Below are 22,643 nucleotides of genomic sequence, written 5' to 3'. Positions count from 1 at the left end.
GGGAGAGACCGACCTTGACGCGGACCATCACCCCCCGCCTGCGCACCCTGGTGCTGCTGTTCCTCGCCGTCACCGGCGCGCTGCTGGCGGGCGCCGGGCCGGCCTCCGCGCACGCCGCGCTGACCGGCAGCGACCCCGCCCAGGGGGTGGTGGTCCCGACGGCACCCGACCAGGTCTCGCTCACGTTCTCCGAGAACGTCTCGATGAACAGCAACTCGATCCGGGTCCTCGACCCCCGGGGCAAGCGGGTGGACACCGCCAAGCCGGACAACCTGTCCGCTACCACCTACGGGGTCCAGCTCAAGAGCGGCCTGGGCAAGGGCACGTACACCGTCGCCTGGCAGGTCGTCTCCGCGGACAGCCACCCCGTCGCCGGCGCCTACACCTTCTCGGTCGGGGCGCCCTCCAAGACCGTCGCCTCGGTCGGGAACCAGGACGCGGGCGGCGGAGTCGTCGGCTGGCTCTACGGCTTCGGGCGCTACCTGTCGTACGCCGGGTACATCGTGCTCGTCGGCGGCGCCGCCTTCGTGCTCGCCTGCTGGCAGCGCGGCTCCGGGGTACGGGCCCTGCAGCGGCTCGTCGTCGGCGGCTGGCTGACGCTGACCGCGTCCACCCTGTGGCTGCTGCTCCTGCGCGGCTCGTACACGACCTCCGGCAGCGTAGGCGACATCGTCGACCTGAACCTGCTCGGCCAGGTCCTGGGAACCAAGCCCGGCGCGGCCCTGGTCTCCCGGCTGCTGCTGCTGGCGGCCGCCGCGCTGTTCATCGCCGTGCTCTTCGGGGCCTACGACAAGCGCGAGGAGGGCACCGAGAAGCGCGACCTGACCTTCGGGCTCGCCATCGGCGGGACCGTGGTGGCCGCCGGGCTCGCGGCGAGCTGGGCCATGGCCGAGCACGCCTCCACCGGACTCCAGCCGGGCATCGCGATGCCGGTCGACGTGATCCACCTGCTCGCCGTGGCCACCTGGCTGGGCGGCCTCACCGCCCTGCTGGTCGCCCTGTACCGGGCGCCCGCCGAGGCACCGGTCGAGTCCGCGGCCGTACGGCGTTTCTCCCGGGTCGCCTTCGCGAGCGTGCTGGCGCTGGTGGGCACCGGCATCTACCAGTCCTGGCGCCAGCTGGGCTCCTGGTCCGCGTTCACCGACACCACGTACGGAGAGCTGCTGCTGGTCAAGATCGGTCTCGTGGCGCTGCTCGTCGGCATCGCGTCCGTCTCACGGCGCTGGACGGGACGGCTGGCGGACCCGGCGGTCGCGAAGGCCCGGAGGTCGAGCGGCCGGGGTGCCGCAGCCGAGGAGCAGCCGGCCGCCGAGGAGGAGAAGGAGACGGTCAAGGCGTCCGCCGCCGCGAAGAAGGCCTCCGGAGCCCGTGCCTCGGGGACCTCCGAGGACGTGCCCGCCGGAAAGGCCGCCTCCGGCGCCGACGACCCCGAGCGCGCCGCCCAACTGGCCCGGCAGCAGGCCGCCAAGGACGCCGCCCGGCAAAAGCGCGTCCGCGACGCCGACCCGGACCGCTTCGGCCTGCGCCGTTCGGTCCTCGCGGAGGCCGGGGTCGCCGTCGTCCTGCTCGCGGTCACCACCGTGCTGACCCAGACCGAGCCCGGCCGTACCGAACTGGACGCCAAGGCCGCCGCCGCGTCCTCCTCCTCGTCCTCGTCGTCGGACTCCTCGTCCGGTGGTGCGCTGACCCTCGACATGTCCTTCGACACCGGCGGCAAGGACGGCAAGGGCGTCGTCCGCGTCGACCTCGACCCCGCGACGGTGGGCAGCAACGAGATGCACGTCTACGTCCAGCGACCCAACGGGCGGGCCTTCGACGTCCCCGAGGTGAAGGTCTCCTTCACTCTCGCCGCCAAGAAGATCGGGCCGCTTCCCGTGGCACCCGACCACGTCACCACCGGGCACTGGTCCGCCAACGGAGTGCAGATCCCCATGGCCGGCGACTGGACCGTCTCCGTGACCGTGCGGACCTCCGACATCGACCAGGTGACCGTCTCCAAGCACGCGCAGATCGGCTGAACGCACCATGGCTGAACAGTCCCAGTCCCTTCGTCCACCGGTCACCGGCGAGACCCCGTCGACGCCTCCGGCCGGCGGCGTCAGCCGGCGCGCGCTGCTCGGCACCGCCGGGGCCACCGGGCTCGCGCTCGGCGCGGCGGGCGCGGGCGTCGGCTACGCCGCCGCGCCCGCCCGGGCCACCCCGCTCAGCTCGGTGGGCTCCGGCCGCGCGATGTTTCACGGGAAACATCAGCCGGGCATCACCGAGGGCCTTCAGGCGCGTGGTCATCTGATCGCCTTCGACCTGGCGGCGGGCGCGGGCCGCACCGAGGCCGCCGCGCTGCTGCGCCGCTGGTCGGCGACGGCCGGCCGGCTGATGGCGGGCGAGCCGACGACCCACGACGACACGGACGTGGCCAGGGACGCGGGTCCCTCGTCGCTGACGATCACCTTCGGCTTCGGCAACACCTTCTTCGCCCGTACCGGGCTGGAGAAGCAGCGGCCGTCGGCCCTGGACCCGCTGCCCGACTTCTCCTCCGACCATCTCGACAAGGCGCGCAGCAACGGCGACCTGTGGGTGCAGATCGGCGCCGACGACGCGCTGGTCGCCTTCCACGCCCTGCGCGCGATCCAGAAGGACGCCGGCAGCGCGGCCAGGGTGCGCTGGCAGATGAACGGCTTCAACCGCACCCCGGGCGCCACCGCCCACCCCATGACGGCCCGCAACCTCATGGGCCAGCTGGACGGCACCCGCAATCCGAAGCCGACCGACTCCGACTTCGACCAGCGGATCTTCGTGCCCTCTTCGGGGGAGCCCGCGTGGATGGCGAACGGTTCCTACGCCGTCGTACGACGGATCCGCATGCTTCTCGACGACTGGGAGAAGCTGTCGCTCGCGGCCCAGGAGAACGTGATCGGACGGAAGAAGTCGAACGGGGCGCCGCTGTCCGGGGGGACCGAGACGACGGCCATGGACCTGGAGAAGGCCAGGGCGGACGGCGAGTACGTGGTCCCGGTCAACGCCCACGCCCGGATCACACGGCCCGACCAGAACGGCGGCGCGGCCATCCTGCGGCGCCCGTTCTCGTACCACGACGGCATCGACGCGGACGGGACGCCCGACGCGGGGCTGCTCTTCGTCTGCTGGCAAGCGGATCCGCTGCGCGGCTTCGTGCCGCTGCAGCGGAAGCTGGACCGCGGGGACGCCCTGTCGCAGTACATCCGGCACGAGGCGAGCGGGCTGTTCGCGGTGCCGGGCGGGGCGGCCGACGGGGAGTACGTGGGACAGCGACTGCTGGAGGGGTGACACGGGCCCTCTCAGGTTTCAAACCACCCGGTCGAGTGGTTCCGGTGAGACAGGTCGGCCAGGCATGGCTGCGCCCATTAGGGTGAGGGACATGCCAGCGAGCTATGCGTATCTCGGTCCCGAAGGCACCTTCACCGAAGTCGCCCTGCGCACGCTTCCGGAGTCCGCCACCCGGGAGCTCGTCCCGTACGTCTCCGTGCAGTCCGCCCTGGACGCCGTCAGGAACGGCGAGGCCGAGGCCGCCTTCGTGCCGATCGAGAACTCCGTCGAGGGCGGAGTCACCACGACCCTCGACGAGCTGGTCGCGGGTGAGCCGCTGATGATCTACCGCGAGGTGCTGCTGTCGATCACCTTCGCGCTGCTTGTCCGGCCGGGCACCAAGCTCTCCGAGATCAAGACGGTGACCGCCCATCCGGTCGCCCAGCCGCAGGTGCGCAACTGGCTGCGCGCCCACCTCCCCGAAGCCCTGTGGGAGTCCTCCGCGTCGAACGCGGACGGTGCCCGGCTGGTCCAGGAGGGCCGCTACGACGCCGCGTTCGCCGGTGAGTTCGCGGCCGAGCGGTACCACCTGGAGGCCCTGGAGACCGGGATCCACGACGCGGAGAACGCGCAGACCCGGTTCGTGCTCGTCGGCCGTCCGGCTCGGCCCGCGGCCCCGACCGGCGCGGACAAGACCTCGATCGTCCTCTGGCAGAACGAGGACCATCCCGGCGGGCTGCGTGACCTGCTCGGCGAGTTCGCCACCCGGGGCATCAACCTGATGCTCCTGCAGTCCCGGCCGACCGGTGCCGGCATCGGCAACTACTGCTTCTGCATCGACGCCGAGGGCCACATCTCCGACCGGCGGGTGGCGGAGGCCCTGATGGGGCTGAAGCGGATCTGCCGCCAGGTGCGGTTCCTGGGCTCGTATCCGCGGGCGGACGTCCGTCCCGGCGAGACCACGGGGCCGACGCTGCCGGGGACTTCTGACGCGGAGTTCATGGCGGCTTCGGACTGGGTGGCACGCTGCCAGGACGGCCGCTTCTAGCCGGTCGTACAGCCAGTCGTACTCTCGTATCTTCGTTATCCACAGAAGTTATCCACAGGCGCTCTTCTCGACCTGGGGACAAGTCGACAGGGACGCACGAACCTGTCGACAAATCGGCCTACGTTCCCTCGGCGGGACCCCGCTCGCTCACATCACCCTTCGTTCACTCGTTTCCCTTGGTTCATCTTCTGGAGCGACGCCTTTCCACTCGAAAGTGGGTGTTGTCCTGGTTTGGGAAGGGAATTCCTCCCTTCGCACGAGGCTTGCGGAGTGATCGATTTCGAAGTCCACACCCCTTCCACACACCCTGTGGATAACTCTCACGGGGGCGTGGATACCTGTGGACAACTCGGCCCCCAAGTCCCGTTCTCCGCAAGGATTTCGAGTCAACCGAGGGCCGGAGACGTGCCCCGTCCCAGGGAGTGAGACACTTTTTATTGACACGATCGGCAATTCACCCATAACGGAACGTAAGCCGTGAATCGGAACACGTGGGAATAGTGAGTCGTGGGGGGCAACCCCGCACCGGTAGCCTTGACTCCGTGATTGACCTTCGCCTGCTCCGTGAGGACCCCGACCGTGTGCGCGCGTCCCAGCGCGCCCGTGGAGAGGACGTCGCGCTCGTCGACTCCCTCCTCTCTGCCGACGAGCGGCGCAGGTCGTCCGGCGTCCGCTTCGACGAGCTGCGCAACGAGCAGAAGACGCTCGGCAAGCTCATCCCCAAGGCCTCCGGCGACGAGAAGGCCGAGCTGCTGCAGAAGGCGAGCCAGCTCGCCGCCGACGTCAAGGCCGCCGACGCCGAGCAGCACGAGGCCGACGAGGAGACCAAGCGCCTCGCGCTGCAACTGGGCAACCTCGTGCACCCCGACGTCCCGGTCGGCGGCGAGGAGGACTTCGTCGTCCTGGAGACGCACGGCACCATCCGCGACTTCGGCGCCGAGGGCTTCGAGCCCAAGGACCACCTGGAGCTCGGCGAGGCGCTGGGCGCCATCGACGTCGAACGCGGCGCCAAGGTGTCCGGCTCCCGCTTCTACTACCTCACCGGTGTCGGCGCCCTCCTCGAGCTTGCGCTGGTCAACGCGGCCATCGCGCAGGCCACCGAGGCCGGGTTCACCCCGATGCTGACCCCGGCGCTGGTCCGTCCGCGCGCCATGGAGGGCACCGGCTTCCTCGGCCAGGCCGCCGAGAACGTGTACCACCTGGAGAAGGACGACTACTACCTGGTCGGCACCTCCGAGGTACCGCTCGCCGCGTACCACATGGACGAGATCCTCGACGCCGACCGGCTGCCGCTGCGCTACGCGGGCTTCTCGCCCTGCTTCCGCCGCGAGGCGGGCACGTACGGCAAGGACACCCGCGGCATCTTCCGCGTGCACCAGTTCGACAAGGTCGAGATGTTCTCCTACGTCGCCCCCGAGGACGCGGAGAACGAGCACAAGCGGCTCCTGGACTGGGAGAAGCAGTGGCTGACCAGCCTCGAACTGCCCTTCCAGGTCATCGACGTGGCCTCGGGCGACCTCGGCGCGTCGGCCTCCCGCAAGTACGACTGCGAGGCGTGGATCCCGACCCAGGGCAAGTACCGCGAGCTGACGTCGGCCTCCAACTGCGACAGCTTCCAGGCCCGCCGGCTGTCCGTCCGGATGCGCGACGGCAAGAAGGTGCAGCCGCTCGCGACGCTCAACGGCACGCTGTGCGCCGTTCCGCGCACGATCGTGGCGATCCTGGAGAACCACCAGCTGGCCGACGGCTCGGTGCGCGTGCCCGAGGTGCTGCGCCCGTACCTGGGCGGCCGGGAGGTCCTGGAGCCGGTGTCCCGGTGACCTCGTTCCCCTACGGGCTCATCGCCACCGATCTCGACGGGACGCTGCTGCGCTCCGACGAGTCGATCTCCCGGCGCACCCGTGAAGCGCTCGCCGCGGCCACCGCGGCGGGCGCCGCGCACATCGTCGTCACCGGCCGCGCGGTCCCCTGGACCCGGCACATCCTCGACGACCTCGGCTACGACGGCCTCGCCGTCTGCGGCCAGGGGGCGCAGGTGTACGACGCCGGGTCGCACCGCCTGCTGACGTCCGTGACCCTGGACCGTCAGCTGGCCGGGGTCGCGCTGGCGAAGATCGAGGCCGAGGTCGGCCCGCTCCACCTGGCGGCGAGCCGGGACGGACTCGACGGTGATGTGCTGGTGGGCCCGGGGTACGCCGTGACCGGTCACCTTCCGTCGACCCCCTTGACGGACGCCGCGGACCTGTGGTCGGCACCGCTGAACAAGATCTACATACAGCACCCCGACCTCTCCGACGACGAACTGGCCGAGGCCGCGCGCCAGGCGGCCGGCGGGTTCGTGAGCGTGGCCATGGCGGGCGCGGGGATCGTGGAACTGCTCCCGCTGGGTCTGTCGAAGGCGACGGGTCTGTCGCTGGCCGCACGCCGGCTCGGTCTGAAGGCGGCGGACACGATCGCCTTCGGCGACATGCCCAACGACATCCCGATGTTCGCCTGGGCCGCTCACGGGGTGGCCATGGCCAACGCCCATCAGGAGCTGAAGGCCGTGGCCGACGAGGTGACGTCCTCCAACGAGGAGGACGGCATCGCGGCGGTCGTGGAGCGTCTGCTCGGCTGAAGCGGGCCTGCGGGTTCCGCGGAGGATGCACGGATCGAACGTGCGCGGGCTGCTCAGGCCCGACCACGACTCGCGTCTGTTGGAGCACAGTGCGAGCCGGTGCCTTTCCACTCGGCCAATCCTCCGGGTGGGCGGCCCACGCGAGAGCGACCATCGCGTGCTCGAAGCGGCCGCCCCGGGCAGCTACACGGCGATCCGCCGAAGGCTGCCCTGTCGGGAGCGGGACGTACTGTCGTGCAGGGACATCGTCCGGCTCCTCTCCCCGATGGTGGGCTGACACCACTACTGTGCCGAGGGGCCGAGTCGGCCGCCAGTGATTATTCGTGGGGCGGCCGCGCGCGGCCGCCCCACGGCCTCACCGGCGCCACCACCTGCGCCGCCCCTTGCTGAAGAACCACCCCGCCGGTGGTTCGTCCGACCGCCACGGCTGGGGCTCCGGCCTCTCCGCGCGCCACCGCGCCGCAAGCATGCGTGCCCGCGCGGACGGCTCCGAGGTCTCGGCCGACCGTATGAAGTCCTCGTCCAGGACGACGCCGTCCCAGTCGGCGCCTTCGAAGCCCTCAGCCATCCCCGTCCCTCTCCACAGAACGTCCCCCTTTTGACCAGTCTGCCCGGCGGCAGGTGAAGCCCCCGTCAGTAAAGAGGCAGGCCGTCTACTCCTCGCCCGCCAGCGTCAACGAGCGCAGCTTCTGGCCCGCGAACCAGGTCGCCAGGACGGTGACCACCACCAGCAGCACGGTGGCCGTGGTCAGGGACACGTCGGACGTGACCAGGTCACCACCGGTCACCTTGTGGGCGACCGCCAGGGACCACTGCTGGACGCTCAGTGTGCGCGCGCCCGGGACGAGGGAGCCGAACAGCGCCTCCCAGACCAGGGCGTAGACGAGCCCGAAGACCACCGCGTGCCGGGAGACCGTGCCCAGCAGCAGGAAGAGCGCCGCGTAGGCGATCGACGCGACCAGCGCGGCCACCGTGTAGGCGACGGCGATCTGCTGGCCGTTGCCGTTGAGGACGAAGCCCGCGATCAGGGTCGGCAGGGCCGAGAACACCATGGTGACGGCGATCGCCACGATCAGCTTGGTGAAGATGATCGTCGGCCGTTTGATCGGCTTGGACAGGAGGTACACCACCGAGCCGTCGTCGATCTCGGGGCCGATCGCACCCGTGCCCGCGATGACGCCGATGAGCGGCACCATGGTCGCGAGGGCGAGGCCGCCGAGCAGGTCGGCGGCCGTCTGGTCGTCGGCGCCGGCGAGGCCGCGGACGACCACGGAGATCACGATCAGCAGCAGGGGCAGGGCACCCAGGATGAGGGCCCGGCGACGGCCGAGCAGGGCCCGGTAGGTGAGCCGGGCGACTGTGGGGTCGTACATCTTCGGCCTCCTACGCCGCGACCAGATACGAGAACACGGATTCGAGGGACTCGTCGGACGGCGAGACCGTGAGCAGCCGGATGCCGTGGTCGCGGGCGACCTTCGGCAGCAGCGCGGTGAAACGGCCGAAGTCGACGGCCTGGATGCGCAGCGCACCCTCGGTGACGTCCACTTCGATGCCCGAGGTGGAGGGGTCCGCGATGAGCGCCGCCGCGAGCGCGCGGTCGTCGCTGGAGCGGACCAGGTAACGGTGCGGGCGGTCGGTCATCAGACGGCGGATCTTGCGGAAGTCGCCGCTGGCCGCGTGCCGGCCGGCCACCACGACCTCGATGTGCCAGGCGAGCTGTTCGACCTCTTCGAGGATGTGGGAGGAGAACAGGACCGTCCGGCCCTCGTCGCCCATCCTGCGCAGCAGGTCCATCAGCTGCATGCGCTGGCGCGGGTCCATGCCGTTGAAAGGCTCGTCGAGGAGGAGCAGGGACGGGTCGTGGACCAGGGCGGACGCCATCTTCACGCGCTGGCGCATGCCCTTGGAGTACGTCTGGATCTTGCGGTCCTGCGCGTACTCCATCTCGACCGTCGCGAGCGCCCGCTGGGCCGCCTTGGCACCGAGTCCGTGCAACTCGGCGTTGGCGACCACGAACTCACGGCCGGTGAGGAAGTCGTACATCGCCTCGCGTTCGGGGACGATGCCGATGTGCTGGTAGATCGCCTCGTTGCGCCAGACCTGCTGCCCGTCGAGGGTGACCGTACCGGTGGAGGGGGCGAGGAAGCCGCCCATCATGTTGATGAGGGTGGACTTTCCCGCGCCGTTCGGGCCGAGCAGGCCGGTGACCCCGGGGCCGATGGTCATGGTGATGTCGTTGACGGCGACCACGTTGCCGAACCAGCGGGAGACGTGGTCGATGGAGAGTGTGGTCACAGTCCCACCTTCTTGTAGCGGCGCAGCAGCAGGCCGTAGGTCGCGGCGACGAGACCGAGGATGACGAGCAGGTACACCACGCCCTGGGCGTGGGTGGGACCGTCGCCGCCCGGGAAGGTGTTGGTGCCGCCGAGGAAGGCGGTGCTCAGGCCGCCGATCAGGGTGACCGGTGAGAACAGGCCGATCCACGGGACGGCGCCGGCGCTGCCCTGGGAGTCGGCGATGGCCTGGAGGGTGGTGACCGCGCCGTAGGAGATGGTCAGTACGGCGATCACGGCGGCGATGCCGAAGCCACGGCGCGGGGTGACCGACGCGATGACCAGGCCGATGCCGGCGAACAGCAGGGACAGCAGGGCCACCGAGAGCAGTCCCTGGCCGAACTCCTTGGTCTGGTGGGCGAAGCCCATCTTGGCGAGCAGGGCGCCCACGTACAGCACGACCAGCGGGGCGCCGGTGAGGATGAACATGGCCGAGGCGAGGGCCGCGAACTTGGCCTGGACGTAGTCGGCGGTCTCGATGGGCCGCGAGAAGTACAGCGGGACGGTCTTGAAGCGCAGGTCGCGGGAGACGGCCTGGGGTGCCTGCGAGGCGACGTACAGGCTGATCACGGCCTGCATGATGATCGCGTACCGCGAGTAGGTCACCGGCAGGTCGTGCGCCTTGGTGGCGACGGCGACGGCGACCATGATGGCCGCCGGCACGCACATCACCGCGAACAGCAGCATGGGCAGGACCTTGGACTTCACCGAGCGGCCGAGGCCGTAGGAGCCGCGCAGGGTCTGCGAGTAGAGGGAGACGCGGGCGTAGGCGCGGCCGAGGCGCGGGCCGTCGTAGCCGCGGTAGCCGATGTCGTGGATACGGGACTGGTCACCCGCGGGGGTGGCCAGGGGCTGCTCAACCGCCATGGACGGTCGCCTCCTTCCGCTGCTCGTCGCTGCTGGTGAACACTTCGGAGATGTGGTGTCTGCGCTGCTCCATGCGCACCAGGCCGAGGCCCAGGTCGGCGACGACGTCCCGGACCAGGTCGTAGGTCTCCTCGCCCTGGGCGGTGAGCAGCAGGATGTGGCCGGCGCCGGGGAGGCCTGCGCCCTCGTTGTCCGTCTCGATCCCGCGCGCGGTGAGCGCGTCACGCACCGCGCGGGTGCCGTCGGGGTGCTCGTCGCTGTCGGTGACCTCGATCGCGAGGGTGGTGGTGGTCTGCGTGAAGTCCGTGGTGGAGCTGGACCGCAGCAGCTTGCCGCCGTCCACGACGACCACGTGGTCGCAGGTGCGCTCCAACTCGCCGAGCAGGTGCGAGGTGACCAGGACCGAGATGCCGAAGTCCGTGTGGATGCGGCGGATCAGGCCGAGCATCTCGTCGCGGCCGACCGGGTCGAGGCCGTTGGTCGGCTCGTCCAGGAAGACCAGCTGCGGGTCGTGCACCAGGGCCTGGGCGAGTTTCACGCGCTGCTTCATGCCGGTCGAGTAGCCGCCGATGGGGCGGTACCGCTCCTCGTAGAGGCCGACGTGGCGCAGGGTGTCCGCGGTGCGCTCGCGGGCGGCGGTGGGCGGCAGGCCGGACATCCGGGCCATGTGCACGACGAACTCGGTGGCCGAGACGTCGGGCGGCAGGCAGTCGTGCTCCGGCATGTAGCCCACCCGCTCGCGGATGGCCGCGCCCTTGGTCGCGACATCCAGGCCGAGCACCTCGGCGCGGCCCTCCGTCGCGGGGGACAGACCCAGCAGGATCTTGATCAGGGTGGACTTGCCGGCGCCGTTGGCTCCGACGAGTCCGGTCACACCGGGTCCGATGTCCACGGACAGCCGGTCGAGCGCGGTCACCCGGGGGAACCGCTTGCTCAGGCTTTCGGTCGCGATCACAGTCACAACGTCGAAGGTAGTGACCTGGACCACGTCCGGTCGTCAGACCCGAGAGCCGTCTTCACATCACTCTCGAGTATTACGGCGCCCTAGGGGATCCCCTTCCTGAGAGCTACCCAGAGTTATCCCCAGCCCCTGGGCGTCCTGTTGACGATGCCTCTAACAACTGCCACATTCACGGGTGTCACGGGCACACGCGGCGCTGGGCGGAGGACAAGTGACGGGCATCGAAGACGCGCGGGAACGGCGGGTGCGTACGGGCGGCGTCGACCTGTGCGTGCTGGAGCTGGGCGATCCGTCGGCCCCGACGGTCGTCCTCGTCCACGGCTACCCGGACAGCAAGGAAGTGTGGTCCGAGGTCGCGACCCGGCTGGCCGCCCGCTTCCACGTCGTCCTGTACGACGTCCGCGGCCACGGCCGCTCCACCGCCCCGAAGCCCCTGCGCGGCGGTTTCACCCTCGCCAAGCTCACGGACGACTTCCTGGCGGTCGTCGACGCGGTCAGCCCCGACCGCCCGGTCCACCTCGTCGGCCACGACTGGGGCTCGGTGCAGTCCTGGGAGTTCGTCACGGTGGCGCGCACCGCGGGCCGGATCGCTTCCTTCACCTCGATGTCCGGTCCGTCCCTCGACCACTTCGGACACTGGATCGACGCGCGCGTGAAGCGTCCGACGCCCCGCCGGGTGGGCCAGCTCCTCGGCCAGGGCGCCAGGTCCTGGTACGTGTACCTGCTGCACACCCCCCTCGTCCCCGAACTGGCCTGGCGAGGGCCCCTCGGCAAGAGCTGGCCGAAGCTGCTCCAGCGGGCCGAACGGCTGCCCGCGGGCGACTACCCGACCGCGTCCCTGCGCTCCGACGCGGCCCACGGGGCCTGGCTGTACCGCGACAACGTCCGGCCCCGGCTGCGCCACCCGCGCGAGGACGCTCACGCGCACGCGCCCGTGCAGCTGATCACGCCCCTGGGCGACGCTTTCCTGTCCGAGAGGCTCTACGACGACCTGGACCGCTGGGCGCCCCGGCTGACCAGGCGCACGCTGCCCGACAAGCACTGGATCCCGCGCACCCGGCCGGACCAGGTGTCCGCCTGGATCGAGGAGTTCGTGCTGTCGGTCGAGGAGGACCCGGAGCGGGAGCCGAGGCGTTCGGATCCGCACGCCCAGCGATTCGGGGGGCAGCTGGTGCTGGTCACGGGGGCGGGCAGCGGCATCGGGCGGGCGACGGCGCTGGCGTTCGCCGAGGCGGGCGCGCGGGTGGTGGCCGTGGACCGGGACGGGGAGGCAGCCGCTCGCACCGCCGAGCTGTCCCGGCTGGCCGGCGCGGCGAACGCCTGGGCCGAGACCGCCGACGTCTCCGACGAGCAGACGATGGAGAAGCTCGCGGAGAAGGTGCACCGTGAGTACGGCGTGCTGGACGTGCTGGTCAACAACGCGGGGGTCGGGCTGTCGGGCTCCTTCCTCACGACGACACCGGAGGACTGGCGGCGGGTCCTGGACGTGAACCTGTGGGGTGTGATCCACGGCTGCCGGCTCTTCGGGGCCCGGATGGCGGAACGCGGGCAGGGCGGTCACATCGTGAACGTGGCGTCCGCGGCCGCCTATCAGCCCTCCCGCGCCCTGCCGGCCTACAGCACGTCCAAGGCGGCGGTCCTCATGCTCTCGGAGTGCCTGCGCGCGGAACTAGCCGACCGGCGCATCGGCGTGAGCGCGATCTGCCCGGGCTTCGTCAACACGAACATCACGTCGACGGCTCGCTTCACAGGGGTCGGCGAGGCGGAGCAACGGCGCCGGCAGCAGCGGTCGGCGCGGTTGTACGGGATGCGGAACTATCCACCGGAGAAGGTGGCTTCGGCGATCCTGGACGCGGTGGCACGCGACCGGGCGGTGGTGCCGGTGACCCCGGAGGCACGGGCGATGCGGGCGCTGTCGCGGTGGGCACCCCGGTTCTCGCGCCGGCTGGCAAGGGTGGAGCCGAAGTTGTGAGCGACACGGACCACACCTGCGGCGCCGGCGCCGAATCGCCCAGCGGTTGTCCACAGTGACGCCAATTCCCCTGTGGATAACCGCACTTGTTTGTGGATCAAACCTCGCAAGGAAAACAACTGCGTGATTCGCGTCTCCCCGGCACTCTGATGATGTGAACGACAAGAAGACCTTCAGGCAGGACGAAGAGCGACGCACCGTGAAGGTGTCGAAGTACCTCTCCAAACACCTGCGCCACCAGCCCGACCGCATCGGGCTGACGCTGGACGAGGCCGGCTGGGTGGAGATCGACACCCTGCTCGCGGCGACCGCGGCACAGGGGTTCCCCATCAGCCGCGAGGAACTGGACCGCGTGGTCGCCGACAACGACAAGCAGCGCTTCGCGATCGACGGCACCCGGATCCGGGCCAGCCAGGGCCACAGCATCGACGTCGACCTCGGCCTGCCCCCGGTGACCCCTCCGCCGTACCTCTACCACGGCACCGTCGCACGCCACCTGGACGCGATCCGGACCGCCGGGCTCAAGCCCATGAACAGACATGACGTACACCTGTCGGCCGACCGTGAGACCGCGACACGGGTGGGGGCCCGGCGCGGGCGCCCCGTCGTGCTGTCGGTCGACGCGGGCACGATGCACCGGGACGGCCACGTCTTCCACCTCAGCGCGAACGGAGTGTGGCTGACGAAGGCCGTGCCACCCGCCTACCTGCGTTTCCCCGAAGCGCACTGAGCCCGGCATCATGAGTGGTATGGACCATTCGGGTTATGACCGGGAACACCTTCCGACGACCGAGGCGGCCGTCGACGCTCTCCAGGTGATCGGCACCCAGTACGGGCGGGAGATCGAGGTCACGCACGACATCGGCGCCGACCGGACCTCGCGACGCACCGCGGCGGCCTTCGGTGTGGTCACGGACCCGGACGGTTCGCTGCCCCACGAGGCGTACGCCGAGTTCGGCGGGGTGCCCCGGGTGAGCGTGTGGCTCCATCCGGAGGACGACGCCCTGATCACGGTCGAGGGGGTCGAGTTCCACGACGTCCCGCGCGACGACGTTCCCGGCTTCCTGCACTCCGTCTTCGGCGGCCTGACCCACGTCCGCGCCCGCCGCTTCCCGCCCTCCGCCGCGCTGGTGGTGCCACTGCCCGGCGACCGCACGTACCGGGAGCACCTCGCCGCGAGCCTGCTCACGCCCTGGCTGAGCAGCCGCATACGGTGACCGTCCGTCGCGCAGTCGGTGACCGTCCGCAGCGCTGTCGGTGACCGTTTCGTCCCCTGCCGGTGCGCCCCCTTAGTCTCGGACCCATGAGTCTGCGTCTGAGCACCGTGATCCTGCCGTACCGCCGCTGGAGCGAGGGCGGCTCCTCCGCCTGGACGCGCGCCGAGGAACTGGGCTTCCACACCGCGTACACCTACGACCACCTGTCCTGGCGCAGCTTCCGGGACGGCCCGTGGTTCGGTGCCCTCCCGACGCTGACGGCCGCCGCGGCCCGCACCGAGCGGATGCGCCTCGGCACACTGGTCACCTCCCCGAACTTCCGCCATCCGGTGACGCTCGCCAAGGAACTGATCTCCCTCGACGACATCTCCGGCGGCCGGGTGACGCTCGGTATCGGCGCGGGCGGCACGGGATTCGACGCCACCGCACTGGGCCAGGAGCCGTGGACGCCGCGCGAGCGGGCCGACCGGTTCGCCGAGTTCGTGGCCCTGCTCGACCGGCTGCTCACCGAGGACACGGTGACGTACGAGGGTGTGTTCTACTCGGCGGGTGAGGCGCGCAACATCCCGGGCTGTGTCCAGCGGCCCCGGCTGCCCTTCGCGGTGGCCGCCACCGGCCCGCGCGGGCTGAAGCTCGCCGCACGGTACGGCCAGGCATGGGTGACCACCGGCGACCCCAAGCTGTTCGAGACGGGCACGCCCGAGCAGTCCCACGAGGCGCTGCGCGGGCAGCTGGGCAGGCTCGCGGACGCCTGCGCGGCGGCCGGCCGGGACGTGTCGGAGCTGGACCGGGTGCTGCTCACCGGCTTCACCCCGGATCGTGACCGTCCGCTGCGCTCGCTGGACGCCTTCGTGGACTTCGCCGGCCGGTATCAGGAGCTGGGCTTCACCGAGCTGGTGATCCACTGGCCCGTCCCGGACTCGGTGTTCGCCGCCGAGGAGAAGGTCTTCGAACGGATCGCCATGGAGGCCCCGGCCCAGCTCGGCTGAACCCACGGCTGAACCCGGTCCGGAGTCGTCTGTGTCTCATCTGTGCACACTGACGCACTGCCGTGCGGGCATATGCGCGAGAATGGCCCGGTGACCTCAGCGACCCGACAGCCCGAGACCCCTGCCTTCGCGGCCCCGCCCCGGCTGATCGCCACCGATCTCGACGGCACCCTGCTGCGCGACGACAAGTCGGTCTCCACGAGGACGGTCGCCGCGCTGGCCGCCGCCGAGGAGGCGGGTATCGAGGTGTTCTTCGTCACCGGCCGTCCGGCCCGCTGGATGGACGTCGTCAGCGACCACGTCCACGGCCACGGCCTGGCGATCTGCGGCAACGGCGCCGCCGTCGTCGACCTGCACGGCGGCCCCGGAGCCCACCGCTTCGTGAAGGTGCGCGAACTGGCCAGGGATAACGCGCTGGACGCCGTACGGCTGCTGCGCGAGGCCGCGCCCGGCACGGTGTACGCGATCGAGCAGACGTACGGCTTCCACCAGGAGCCGGCCTATCCCAAGCTGCACATGGAGATACCCGACCATCTGCTGGCCGCCGAGGACATCCTGGCCGTCGACGGGCCGAGCGCCGGCGAGCCCGTGCTCAAGATCCTCGCCTACCACTCCGACCTGGACCCCGACGCCTTCCTCACCATCGCCCGGCTCGCCGTCGGCGAGCGTGCCACCGTCACCCGGTCCAGCCCCAGCGCCCTGCTGGAGATCAGCGGCCCGGGTGTCTCCAAGGCGAGCACGCTCGCGATGGAGTGTGCCGAGCGCGGTATCTCGCACGAGGAGGTCGTGGCCTTCGGCGACATGCCCAACGACGTCGAGATGCTGACCTGGGCCGGACAGTCGTACGCGATGGGCAACGCCCACCCCGAGGCCGTCGCCGCCGCCTCCGGCCGCACGGTCGCCAACAACGAGGACGGTGTGGCGGTCGTGATCGAGCAGCTGCTGGCGGCCCGCGGCTAGGGCGTCCGGGCCGAGCCCGCGACGCGGCCCTGGAGCAGCTGGTCCCGCGGTTCCAGCAGCGATTCCGCGGCGGCCTCCCGCTCCGCCATCACACGCAGCGGCCCGGCCACCGCGGCCAGTTCCGCGTACGGCCCGCGCTGCACCACCCGGCCCTCGTCGAGCACGATCACCTCGTCCACCGCGGCCAGGCCCGCCAGCCGGTGCGTGATGAGCAGCGTGGTGCGACCCTCGGTGGCCGCCAGCAGATCGGCCGTGAGCGCGTCCGCCGTGGGCAGGTCGAGATGTTCGGCGGGCTCGTCCAGGACGAGCACCGGGAAGTCCGCGAGCAGTGCCCGGGCGAGCGCCAGCCGCTGTCGCTGCCCGCCGGACAGCCGTGCCCCGTGCTCGCCGACCAGGGTGTCCAGCCCGTCGGGCAACCCGTCCACCCAGTCGAGCAGCCGGGCCCGGCCCAGCGCGTCCCGCAGGTCCGCCTCGCCGGCGTCCTTCCGGGCGAGCAGCAGGTTCTCCCGCACGGAGCTGTCGAAGAGGTGCGCGTCCTGGGCGCACAGTCCGACCAGCCGCCGCACGTCGTCGCTGTCCAGGCCGTACGCGTCCACGCCGGCGACCGTGTAGGAGCCCGAGTCCGGGTCGAGGAACCGCAGCAGGACCTGGGCGAGGGTCGTCTTGCCGGAGCCGGAGGGCCCGACCACGGCGATCCTGCGCCCCTCCCGCAGGGTGAGGTCGATGCCGGCGAGCGCGTCCCGCCCCTGCCCCTGGTGCCGGGCCGTCAGCCCCTTCAGTACGACGGGGAAGGGCGTGGTCGGGGCCTGACGCGGACGCTCCGGCTCATGTACGGGCTCGGGCGCGTCCAGCACCTCGTGGATGCGCTCGGCGCTCCTGCGCACCCGCTGACGGTGCCGCACGGCCAGCGGCAGTCCCAGGACGGCCTCGAAGGCGGCCAGCGGAGTGAGGACGACGACGGCCGTCGCCACCCCGCTCAGCCGCCCGTCGGCGACCCCCTGCGCGCCCAGCAACGCGGCGGCGGCGACGGTGAGCCCCGTCAGAAGGGTGGTCAGGCCGTCCCCGAGCGCGGTGGCGGTGGCGGCCCGCGAGGCGATCCGGGTGAGCGTGCCGTCGGCCTGCCGGGCCTCGTCCCGGCGGCCGGGCAGCGCACCGGCGACCGTCAGCTCGGCGGTGCCGGTGAGCAGGTCGGTGACCCGGGTGGCGAGCAGTCCCCGGGCGGGCGCCAGCCGGTGCTCGGCCCGCCGGGCCACAGCCGAGGTCACCAGCGGAACCCCCACGCCGGCGGCCAGCAGCCCCACCGCGAGCGCGGCTCCCGCAGCGGGCAGCAGCCATGCGGTGAACCCCACCGCCCCGGCGGACACGGTCACGGCGACACCGGCGGGCAGCAGCCACCGCAACCAGTAGTCCTGGAGGGTGTCCACGTCGGCGACCAGCCTGCTGAGCAGATCGCCCCGCCGGGTCGCCCGCAGCCCGGCCGGGGCGAGCCGCTCCAGCCGCCGGTACACGGCGACCCGGGTCTCGGCCAGCATCCGCAGCACTGCGTCGTGCGACACCAGCCGTTCGCCGTACCGGAACACGGCCCGTCCGATCCCGAAGGCACGCGTGGCCGTCACGGCGACCATGAGATACAGCACCGGCGGCTGCTGGGAGGCCCGCGAGATCAGCCAGCCGGAGGTCGCCATCAGCCCGACGGCACTGCCGAGCGCGAGAGCGCCGAGCAAGAGGGCGAGCAGCAACCGCCCCCGCCGGGCCCCGGCCGCGGCACGAACCCGCCGAAGCGGGTCCCTCCCGGCCTTCCGCACCCGACCGAGCCCCTGTGCCGCAGCGCCTTCCAGCCCACCGGACCGCTCGTCGGCCTCGCCTTCCAGCCCACCGGTGCGGCCATCGGCCTCGTTCTTCGACTGGTCGAGCGGGGTGGTGAGTGGGCGATGGTCCTGGGGCGTCCGGGGGGCGAGGACCGTGGGGGCCTCGGTGCCGGAGAGCCTGACCACCCGGTCCGCCGCGGAGAGCAACGCCGGCCGGTGCACCACCAGGAGCACGGTCCGCCCCTCGGCGAGCCGTCGTACCGCCGAGACGACCTCCGCCTCGGTCACCCCGTCCAGCGCGGCCGTCGGCTCGTCCAGCAACAGCACGGGCCGGTCCGCGAGAAACGCCCGGGCCAGCGCCAGTCGCTGCCGCTGCCCGGCCGACAGACCGGCGCCGTCCTCACCGAGCACGGTCCCGGCGCCGTCGGGCAGCGCGTCCACGAACTCCAGGGCCCCCGCGTCCCGCAGCGCCCCGCGCACCGCGTCGTCGTCCGCGTCGGGACGCGCGAGCCGTACGTTCTCGGCGATCGTCCCGGCGTACAGGTGCGGCCGTTGCGGCACCCACGCGACCTTGGCCCGCCAGGCCTCCAGGTCGACGTCGGCGAGGTCGGCGCCCCCGATCCGGACCCGCCCCCCGGTCGGCCGTACGAACCCCAGCAGCACGTGCAGCAGCGTGGACTTGCCCACTCCGCTCGGGCCCACCAGGGCGACGGTCTCCCCGGGCGCCACGGTGAAAGAGACGTCGGCGACCGCGTCCGCCGACCGGCCCGGATAGCGGACCGTCACCCCTTCGAAGGCCAGGGAGGCTCCGGCGGGCACCTCGCCCGCTCCCTGGGCCGGCACCGGCGTCTCCAGCACGGCGAAGATCTCCTCGGCCGCCGCAAGCCCCTCCGCCGCGGCGTGGAACTGCGCGCCCACCTGGCGCAGCGGCAGATACGCCTCCGGCGCGAGCACGAGGATGACGAGCCCGATGTACAGGTCCATGTCGCCGTGCACCAGGCGCATGCCGATGGTCACCGCCACCAGTGCCACCGACAGGGTGGCGAGCAGTTCCAGCGCGAAGGACGAGAGGAAGGCGATCCGCAGGGTCCGCATGGTCGCCTGCCGGTACTCGCCGGTGATCCGGCGGATGGACTCGGCCTGCGCCTTGGCCCGGCCGAACACCTTCAGCGTGGGCAGCCCGGCGACCACGTCCAGGAAGTGGCCGGACAGCCGGGACAGCAGCTTCCACTGCCGGTCCGTCCGGGACTGCGTGGCCCAGCCGATCAGGACCATGAAGAGCGGGATGAGCGGCAGGGTTCCGACGATGATCGCCGCGGACACCCAGTCCTCGGTGACGATCCGTGCCAGTACCGCGACCGGCACGACCACCGCGAGCCCCAACTGCGGCAGATAGCGGGAGAAGTAGTCATCGAGGGCGTCGACGCCCCGCGTGGCGAGCGTGACCAGCGACCCTGTCCGCTGGCCGCTCAGCCAGCCCGGGCCGAGGGCGACCGCCCGGTCGAGGAGCCGTCCTCGCAGCTCGGACTTGACCGCCGCGCTGGCCCGGTGCGCCGCGAGTTCGGTGAGCCAGGAGACCAGGGCACGGCCGACAGCGACGGCCACCAACAGCAGCAGAGGGGTGCGGAGTTCGGAGACCGAGTGGCCGTGCTGGAAGGCACCGACCACCACTTCCGCGATGAGCATGGCCTGCGCGATGACCAGCCCGGCACCGAGGGCACCGAGGCCGACCACGGCCGCCAGGAAGAGGCGGGTGGCGCGTGCGTAGCGCAGCAGACGGGGATCGATTGGTTTCACGTGAAACACACCCTTCGGCCCGGAGAGGGTGTTTCACGTGAAACATCACGCGTCACCGTGACGGCCGCCATGAGACACCCTTTCCCTCGGACTCAGTGCGCGGCTTCGGTCGCGATGTGCTGCGTACCGATCCGCTTGCGGAACACCCAGTAGGTCCAGCCCTGGTAGAGCAGCACCAGCGGCGTGGCGATCGCCGCCAGCCAGGTCATGATCTTCAGGGTGTACGGGCTCGACGAGGCGTTGGTGACCGTGAGACTCCAGTCCCCGTTGAGCGACGACGGCATGACGTTCGGGAAGAGCGACAGGAAGAGCATCGCCACGGCGGCCACGATGGTGACGCCCGACAGGGCGAACGCCCAGCCCTCCCGGCCCCGCAGATTCGCCCCCAGGGCGCCGACCAGCGCGGCCACGGCCACGACGACCGCCACCAGGCTCTTGCCGTCACCGCTGTCGACCTGGGTCCACAGCAGAAAGACCAGTGCCAGAACGGCGGTGAGAAGACCGACCTTGGTCGCCAGCTTCCGCGCCCGTACCCGGATGTCACCGACGGTCTTGAGCGCCGTGAACACAGCACCGTGGAAGGTGAAGAGGGTCAGCGTCACCAGCCCGCCGAGCAGGGCGTACGGGTTGAACAGGTCCCAGAGGGTACCGACGTACTCGAAGTGCTGGTCGATCTTCACGCCTCGCACGATGTTCCCGAACGCCACGCCCCACAGGAACGCCGGGATCAGCGAGGTCCAGAAGATCGCGGTCTCCCAGGTGCGCTGCCAGTTCTCCTCGGGCCGCTTCGCCCGGTACTCGAAGGCGACCCCTCGGACGATCAGGCATACGAGGATGACCAGCAGGGGCAGATAGAAGCCGGAGAAGAGCGTGGCGTACCACTCGGGGAAGGCGGCGAAGGTCGCGCCGCCCGCGGTGAGCAGCCACACTTCGTTGCCGTCCCAGACAGGGCCGATCGTGTTGATCAGGACGCGCTTCTCCAGCCGGTCACGAGCGAGCAGCTTGGTGAGGATGCCGACCCCGAAGTCGAAACCCTCCAGGAAGAAGTAGCCGGTCCACAGGACGGCGATGAGGACGAACCAGACGTCGTGAAGTTCCATGACAGCGTCTCCCTCGGCCTAGTACGAGAAGGCCATCGGCTTGTCGGCGTCACGAGCCTCGCCGCCGATCTTCGTGGGCGGGTTCAGGTCGGCCTCGGTGAGCTCGGGCGGGCCGGCCTTGACGTACTTCACGAGCAGCTTGACCTCGACCACGGCGAGGACGGCGTAGAGCGCGGTGAAGGTGATCATCGAGATGAGGATCTCCGTCTGGGAGACGCCGGGGGAGACGGCGTCACGGGTCTGCAGGACGCCGTAGACGACCCAGGGCTGACGGCCCATCTCTGTGAAGATCCAGCCCCAGGAGTTCGCGATCAGCGGGAAGCCCAGGGTCCAGATCGCCACCAGCCAGTACAGCCTGCCGAGCTTCGGGCTGAGGGCCTTGTTCCTGAAGAGGACCAGGTTCGGCACCTCGTCCTCGCCGACCCTCAGGTGCTGGGGCAGCATGAACTTCTTGCGGGTCAGCCAGAGCCCGGCCAGGCCGATCGCGAAGGACGCCATACCGAAGCCGATCATCCAGCGGAACGCCCAGAAGGTGACGGGGACGATGGGCCGGTAGTCACCCGGACCGTACTTCTGCTGCTCGGCCTTGTTGGTGTCGTTGATGCCGGGGACGTACGAGTTGAAGTCGTCGTCGGCGAGGAAGGACAGTACGCCCGGGACGGAGAGTTCGACGGTGTTGTGGCCCTTGCTCACGTCGCCGTAGGCGAAGATCGAGAACGGCGCGGAGTTCTGCCCGTCCCACAGGGCCTCGGCGGCGGCCATCTTCATCGGCTGCTGCTTGAACATGACCTTGCCGAGGGTGTCGCCGCTGACCGCGGTGAGCAGTCCGCCGATCACCACGGTGATCAGACCGAGCCGCAGCGAGGTCTTCATCACGCTGATGTGCTTCTTGCGGAACAGGTGGAAGGCGGCGATGCCCACCATGAAGGCGCCGCCGGTCAGGAAGCAGGCGCTCAGCGTGTGGAAGGCCTGGGCCAGCGCGGTGTTCTGGGTCAGCACGGCCCAGAAGTCGGTGAGCTCGGCCCGCCCCTTCGCCTTGTCGATCTTGTAGCCGACAGGGTGCTGCATCCACGAGTTGGCCGCGAGGATGAAGTACGCGGACAGGATCGTGCCGAGGGAGACCATCCATATGCAGGCCAGGTGGATCTTCTTGGGGAGCTTGTCCCAGCCGAAGATCCACAGCCCGATGAAGGTGGACTCGAAGAAGAACGCGATCAGCGCCTCGAACGCGAGCGGGGCGCCGAAGATGTCGCCGACGAACCGCGAGTAGTCCGACCAGTTCATGCCGAACTGGAACTCCTGCACGATGCCGGTGACGACCCCCATCGCGATGTTGATCAGGAAGAGCTTGCCCCAGAACTTGGTCGCCCGGAGGTACTTCTCCTTCTCCGTGCGCACCCAGGCGGTCTGCAGGCCGGCCGTGAGCGCTGCCAGCGAGATCGTCAGCGGGACGAACAGGAAGTGGTAGACGGTGGTGATGCCGAACTGCCAGCGCGCCAGTGTCTCCGGCGCCAAAGCCAGGTCCACGTCGTCAGTCTCCTTACGTCGCCGAGGTACAGCGGCATTTGCCCCCTTTGTTACGTGCATCACGGAGCAAACGGGACACGCTTGTGAATGCATTCACATTCACAAGCCATTATGACGCACTGATTGTCGGAACCCGAAGGGGGGTGGCGCATGAGCCGTCCGGCA

Annotated in this window: 18 protein-coding genes and 1 tRNA gene; 10 read left to right on the top strand and 9 right to left on the bottom strand. The window is 70.6% G+C overall.

The window, feature by feature from the left end; translation table 11 throughout:
• The first annotated feature begins 14 nt into the window (after window positions 1-14).
• The 5 genes from ACZ3KP_RS18520 to ACZ3KP_RS18500 all read left to right on the top strand — a co-directional run bounded on the left by ACZ3KP_RS18520 (window position 15) and on the right by ACZ3KP_RS18500 (window position 6,947).
• Entirely contained in the window at window positions 15-2,018 is a 2,004-nt protein-coding gene (locus tag ACZ3KP_RS18520; protein ID WP_467500768.1) for a copper resistance CopC/CopD family protein, read from the top strand.
• A gap of 7 nt (window positions 2,019-2,025) precedes the next feature.
• Window positions 2,026-3,303, top strand: coding sequence for an iron uptake transporter deferrochelatase/peroxidase subunit (gene efeB, locus ACZ3KP_RS18515; protein WP_467500766.1), 1,278 nt, complete (start codon window positions 2,026-2,028; stop codon window positions 3,301-3,303).
• Between the two features lie 91 nt (window positions 3,304-3,394).
• The gene (pheA, locus tag ACZ3KP_RS18510) at window positions 3,395-4,330 is read left to right on the top strand and encodes a prephenate dehydratase (protein WP_467500764.1); all 936 of its coding nucleotides are present in this window, start codon (window positions 3,395-3,397) and stop codon (window positions 4,328-4,330) included.
• A gap of 542 nt (window positions 4,331-4,872) precedes the next feature.
• Entirely contained in the window at window positions 4,873-6,150 is a 1,278-nt protein-coding gene (serS, locus tag ACZ3KP_RS18505; protein ID WP_467500762.1) for a serine--tRNA ligase, read from the top strand.
• A complete protein-coding gene (locus tag ACZ3KP_RS18500) occupies window positions 6,147-6,947 on the top strand; it encodes an HAD family hydrolase (RefSeq protein ID WP_467500760.1) in 801 nt (266 codons plus the stop codon). The genes serS and ACZ3KP_RS18500 overlap by 4 nt, the downstream gene beginning before the upstream one ends.
• Window positions 6,948-6,966: 19 nt before the next feature.
• Here ACZ3KP_RS18500 and ACZ3KP_RS18495 read toward each other — a convergent pair.
• The 6 genes from ACZ3KP_RS18495 to ACZ3KP_RS18470 all read right to left on the bottom strand — a co-directional run bounded on the left by ACZ3KP_RS18495 (window position 6,967) and on the right by ACZ3KP_RS18470 (window position 11,102).
• Window positions 6,967-7,072: transfer RNA gene (locus tag ACZ3KP_RS18495), tRNA-OTHER, on the bottom strand.
• A 230-nt stretch (window positions 7,073-7,302) separates the two neighbouring features.
• Window positions 7,303-7,515: an SGM_3592 family protein gene (locus ACZ3KP_RS18490; protein WP_467500758.1), complete on the bottom strand. Its 213-nt coding sequence runs from the start codon at window positions 7,513-7,515 to the stop codon at window positions 7,303-7,305.
• 85 nt (window positions 7,516-7,600) lie between these two features.
• A complete protein-coding gene (locus ACZ3KP_RS18485; protein ID WP_132888287.1) occupies window positions 7,601-8,320 on the bottom strand; it encodes an ABC transporter permease subunit in 720 nt (239 codons plus the stop codon).
• 10 nt (window positions 8,321-8,330) lie between these two features.
• On the bottom strand, window positions 8,331-9,242 hold the full coding sequence (locus ACZ3KP_RS18480; protein WP_467500755.1) for an ABC transporter ATP-binding protein: 912 nt from the start codon (window positions 9,240-9,242) through the stop codon (window positions 8,331-8,333).
• The gene (locus ACZ3KP_RS18475) at window positions 9,239-10,147 is read right to left on the bottom strand and encodes an ABC transporter permease subunit (protein WP_132888288.1); all 909 of its coding nucleotides are present in this window, start codon (window positions 10,145-10,147) and stop codon (window positions 9,239-9,241) included. Before ACZ3KP_RS18475 ends, ACZ3KP_RS18480 begins: the two co-directional genes overlap by 4 nt.
• Window positions 10,137-11,102 (bottom strand): ABC transporter ATP-binding protein, encoded by a 966-nt coding sequence (locus tag ACZ3KP_RS18470; RefSeq protein WP_467500958.1) that lies wholly within the window; start codon window positions 11,100-11,102, stop codon window positions 10,137-10,139. The genes ACZ3KP_RS18475 and ACZ3KP_RS18470 overlap by 11 nt, the downstream gene beginning before the upstream one ends.
• A 217-nt stretch (window positions 11,103-11,319) precedes the next feature.
• Here ACZ3KP_RS18470 and ACZ3KP_RS18465 point away from each other — a divergent pair, with 217 nt between their 5' ends.
• From ACZ3KP_RS18465 to ACZ3KP_RS18445, 5 genes are all read left to right on the top strand, one after another.
• On the top strand, window positions 11,320-13,080 hold the full coding sequence (locus ACZ3KP_RS18465) for an SDR family oxidoreductase (RefSeq protein WP_467500753.1): 1,761 nt from the start codon (window positions 11,320-11,322) through the stop codon (window positions 13,078-13,080).
• 154 nt (window positions 13,081-13,234) lie between these two features.
• Window positions 13,235-13,810 (top strand): RNA 2'-phosphotransferase, encoded by a 576-nt coding sequence (locus tag ACZ3KP_RS18460; RefSeq protein WP_358971571.1) that lies wholly within the window; start codon window positions 13,235-13,237, stop codon window positions 13,808-13,810.
• A 19-nt stretch (window positions 13,811-13,829) separates the two neighbouring features.
• Entirely contained in the window at window positions 13,830-14,297 is a 468-nt protein-coding gene (locus ACZ3KP_RS18455; RefSeq protein WP_467500750.1) for a hypothetical protein, read from the top strand.
• 86 nt (window positions 14,298-14,383) lie between these two features.
• Entirely contained in the window at window positions 14,384-15,286 is a 903-nt protein-coding gene (locus tag ACZ3KP_RS18450) for an LLM class flavin-dependent oxidoreductase (RefSeq protein ID WP_467500748.1), read from the top strand.
• Between the two features lie 72 nt (window positions 15,287-15,358).
• Window positions 15,359-16,246 (top strand): Cof-type HAD-IIB family hydrolase, encoded by an 888-nt coding sequence (locus ACZ3KP_RS18445; RefSeq protein ID WP_467500746.1) that lies wholly within the window; start codon window positions 15,359-15,361, stop codon window positions 16,244-16,246.
• Here the strand turns inward: ACZ3KP_RS18445 and cydD are convergent.
• The 3 genes from cydD to ACZ3KP_RS18430 form a co-directional block, all read right to left on the bottom strand.
• The gene (gene cydD / locus ACZ3KP_RS18440) at window positions 16,243-19,851 is read right to left on the bottom strand and encodes a thiol reductant ABC exporter subunit CydD (RefSeq protein ID WP_467500744.1); all 3,609 of its coding nucleotides are present in this window, start codon (window positions 19,849-19,851) and stop codon (window positions 16,243-16,245) included. The genes ACZ3KP_RS18445 and cydD overlap by 4 nt on opposite strands.
• 92 nt (window positions 19,852-19,943) lie before the next feature.
• Entirely contained in the window at window positions 19,944-20,951 is a 1,008-nt protein-coding gene (gene cydB, locus ACZ3KP_RS18435) for a cytochrome d ubiquinol oxidase subunit II (protein WP_467500742.1), read from the bottom strand.
• Window positions 20,952-20,969: 18 nt separating this feature from the next.
• Complete coding sequence (locus ACZ3KP_RS18430; RefSeq protein WP_467500740.1) at window positions 20,970-22,478, bottom strand: cytochrome ubiquinol oxidase subunit I; 1,509 nt, start codon at window positions 22,476-22,478, stop codon at window positions 20,970-20,972.
• Window positions 22,479-22,643: the final 165 nt, after the last annotated feature.

The organism is Streptomyces sp. NPDC020958, from assembly GCF_055562175.1.
Note: the sequence above shows the minus strand (reverse complement) of the source record. Positions and strands in the feature narration are given on the sequence as shown.

Excerpts from the sequence above, each read along its gene's own strand:
- efeB (WP_467500766.1), top strand. The coding sequence starts at position 2,026 with ATGGCTGAACAGTCCCAGTCCCTTCGTCCACCGGTCACCGGCGAGACC.
- pheA (WP_467500764.1), top strand. The coding sequence starts at position 3,395 with ATGCCAGCGAGCTATGCGTATCTCGGTCCCGAAGGCACCTTCACCGAA.
- ACZ3KP_RS18490 (WP_467500758.1), bottom strand. The coding sequence starts at position 7,515 with ATGGCTGAGGGCTTCGAAGGCGCCGACTGGGACGGCGTCGTCCTGGAC.
- ACZ3KP_RS18485 (WP_132888287.1), bottom strand. The coding sequence starts at position 8,320 with ATGTACGACCCCACAGTCGCCCGGCTCACCTACCGGGCCCTGCTCGGC.
- ACZ3KP_RS18475 (WP_132888288.1), bottom strand. The coding sequence starts at position 10,147 with ATGGCGGTTGAGCAGCCCCTGGCCACCCCCGCGGGTGACCAGTCCCGT.
- ACZ3KP_RS18455 (WP_467500750.1), top strand. The coding sequence starts at position 13,830 with ATGGACCATTCGGGTTATGACCGGGAACACCTTCCGACGACCGAGGCG.
- ACZ3KP_RS18450 (WP_467500748.1), top strand. The coding sequence starts at position 14,384 with ATGAGTCTGCGTCTGAGCACCGTGATCCTGCCGTACCGCCGCTGGAGC.
- ACZ3KP_RS18445 (WP_467500746.1), top strand. The coding sequence starts at position 15,359 with ATGCGCGAGAATGGCCCGGTGACCTCAGCGACCCGACAGCCCGAGACC.
- cydB (WP_467500742.1), bottom strand. The coding sequence starts at position 20,951 with ATGGAACTTCACGACGTCTGGTTCGTCCTCATCGCCGTCCTGTGGACC.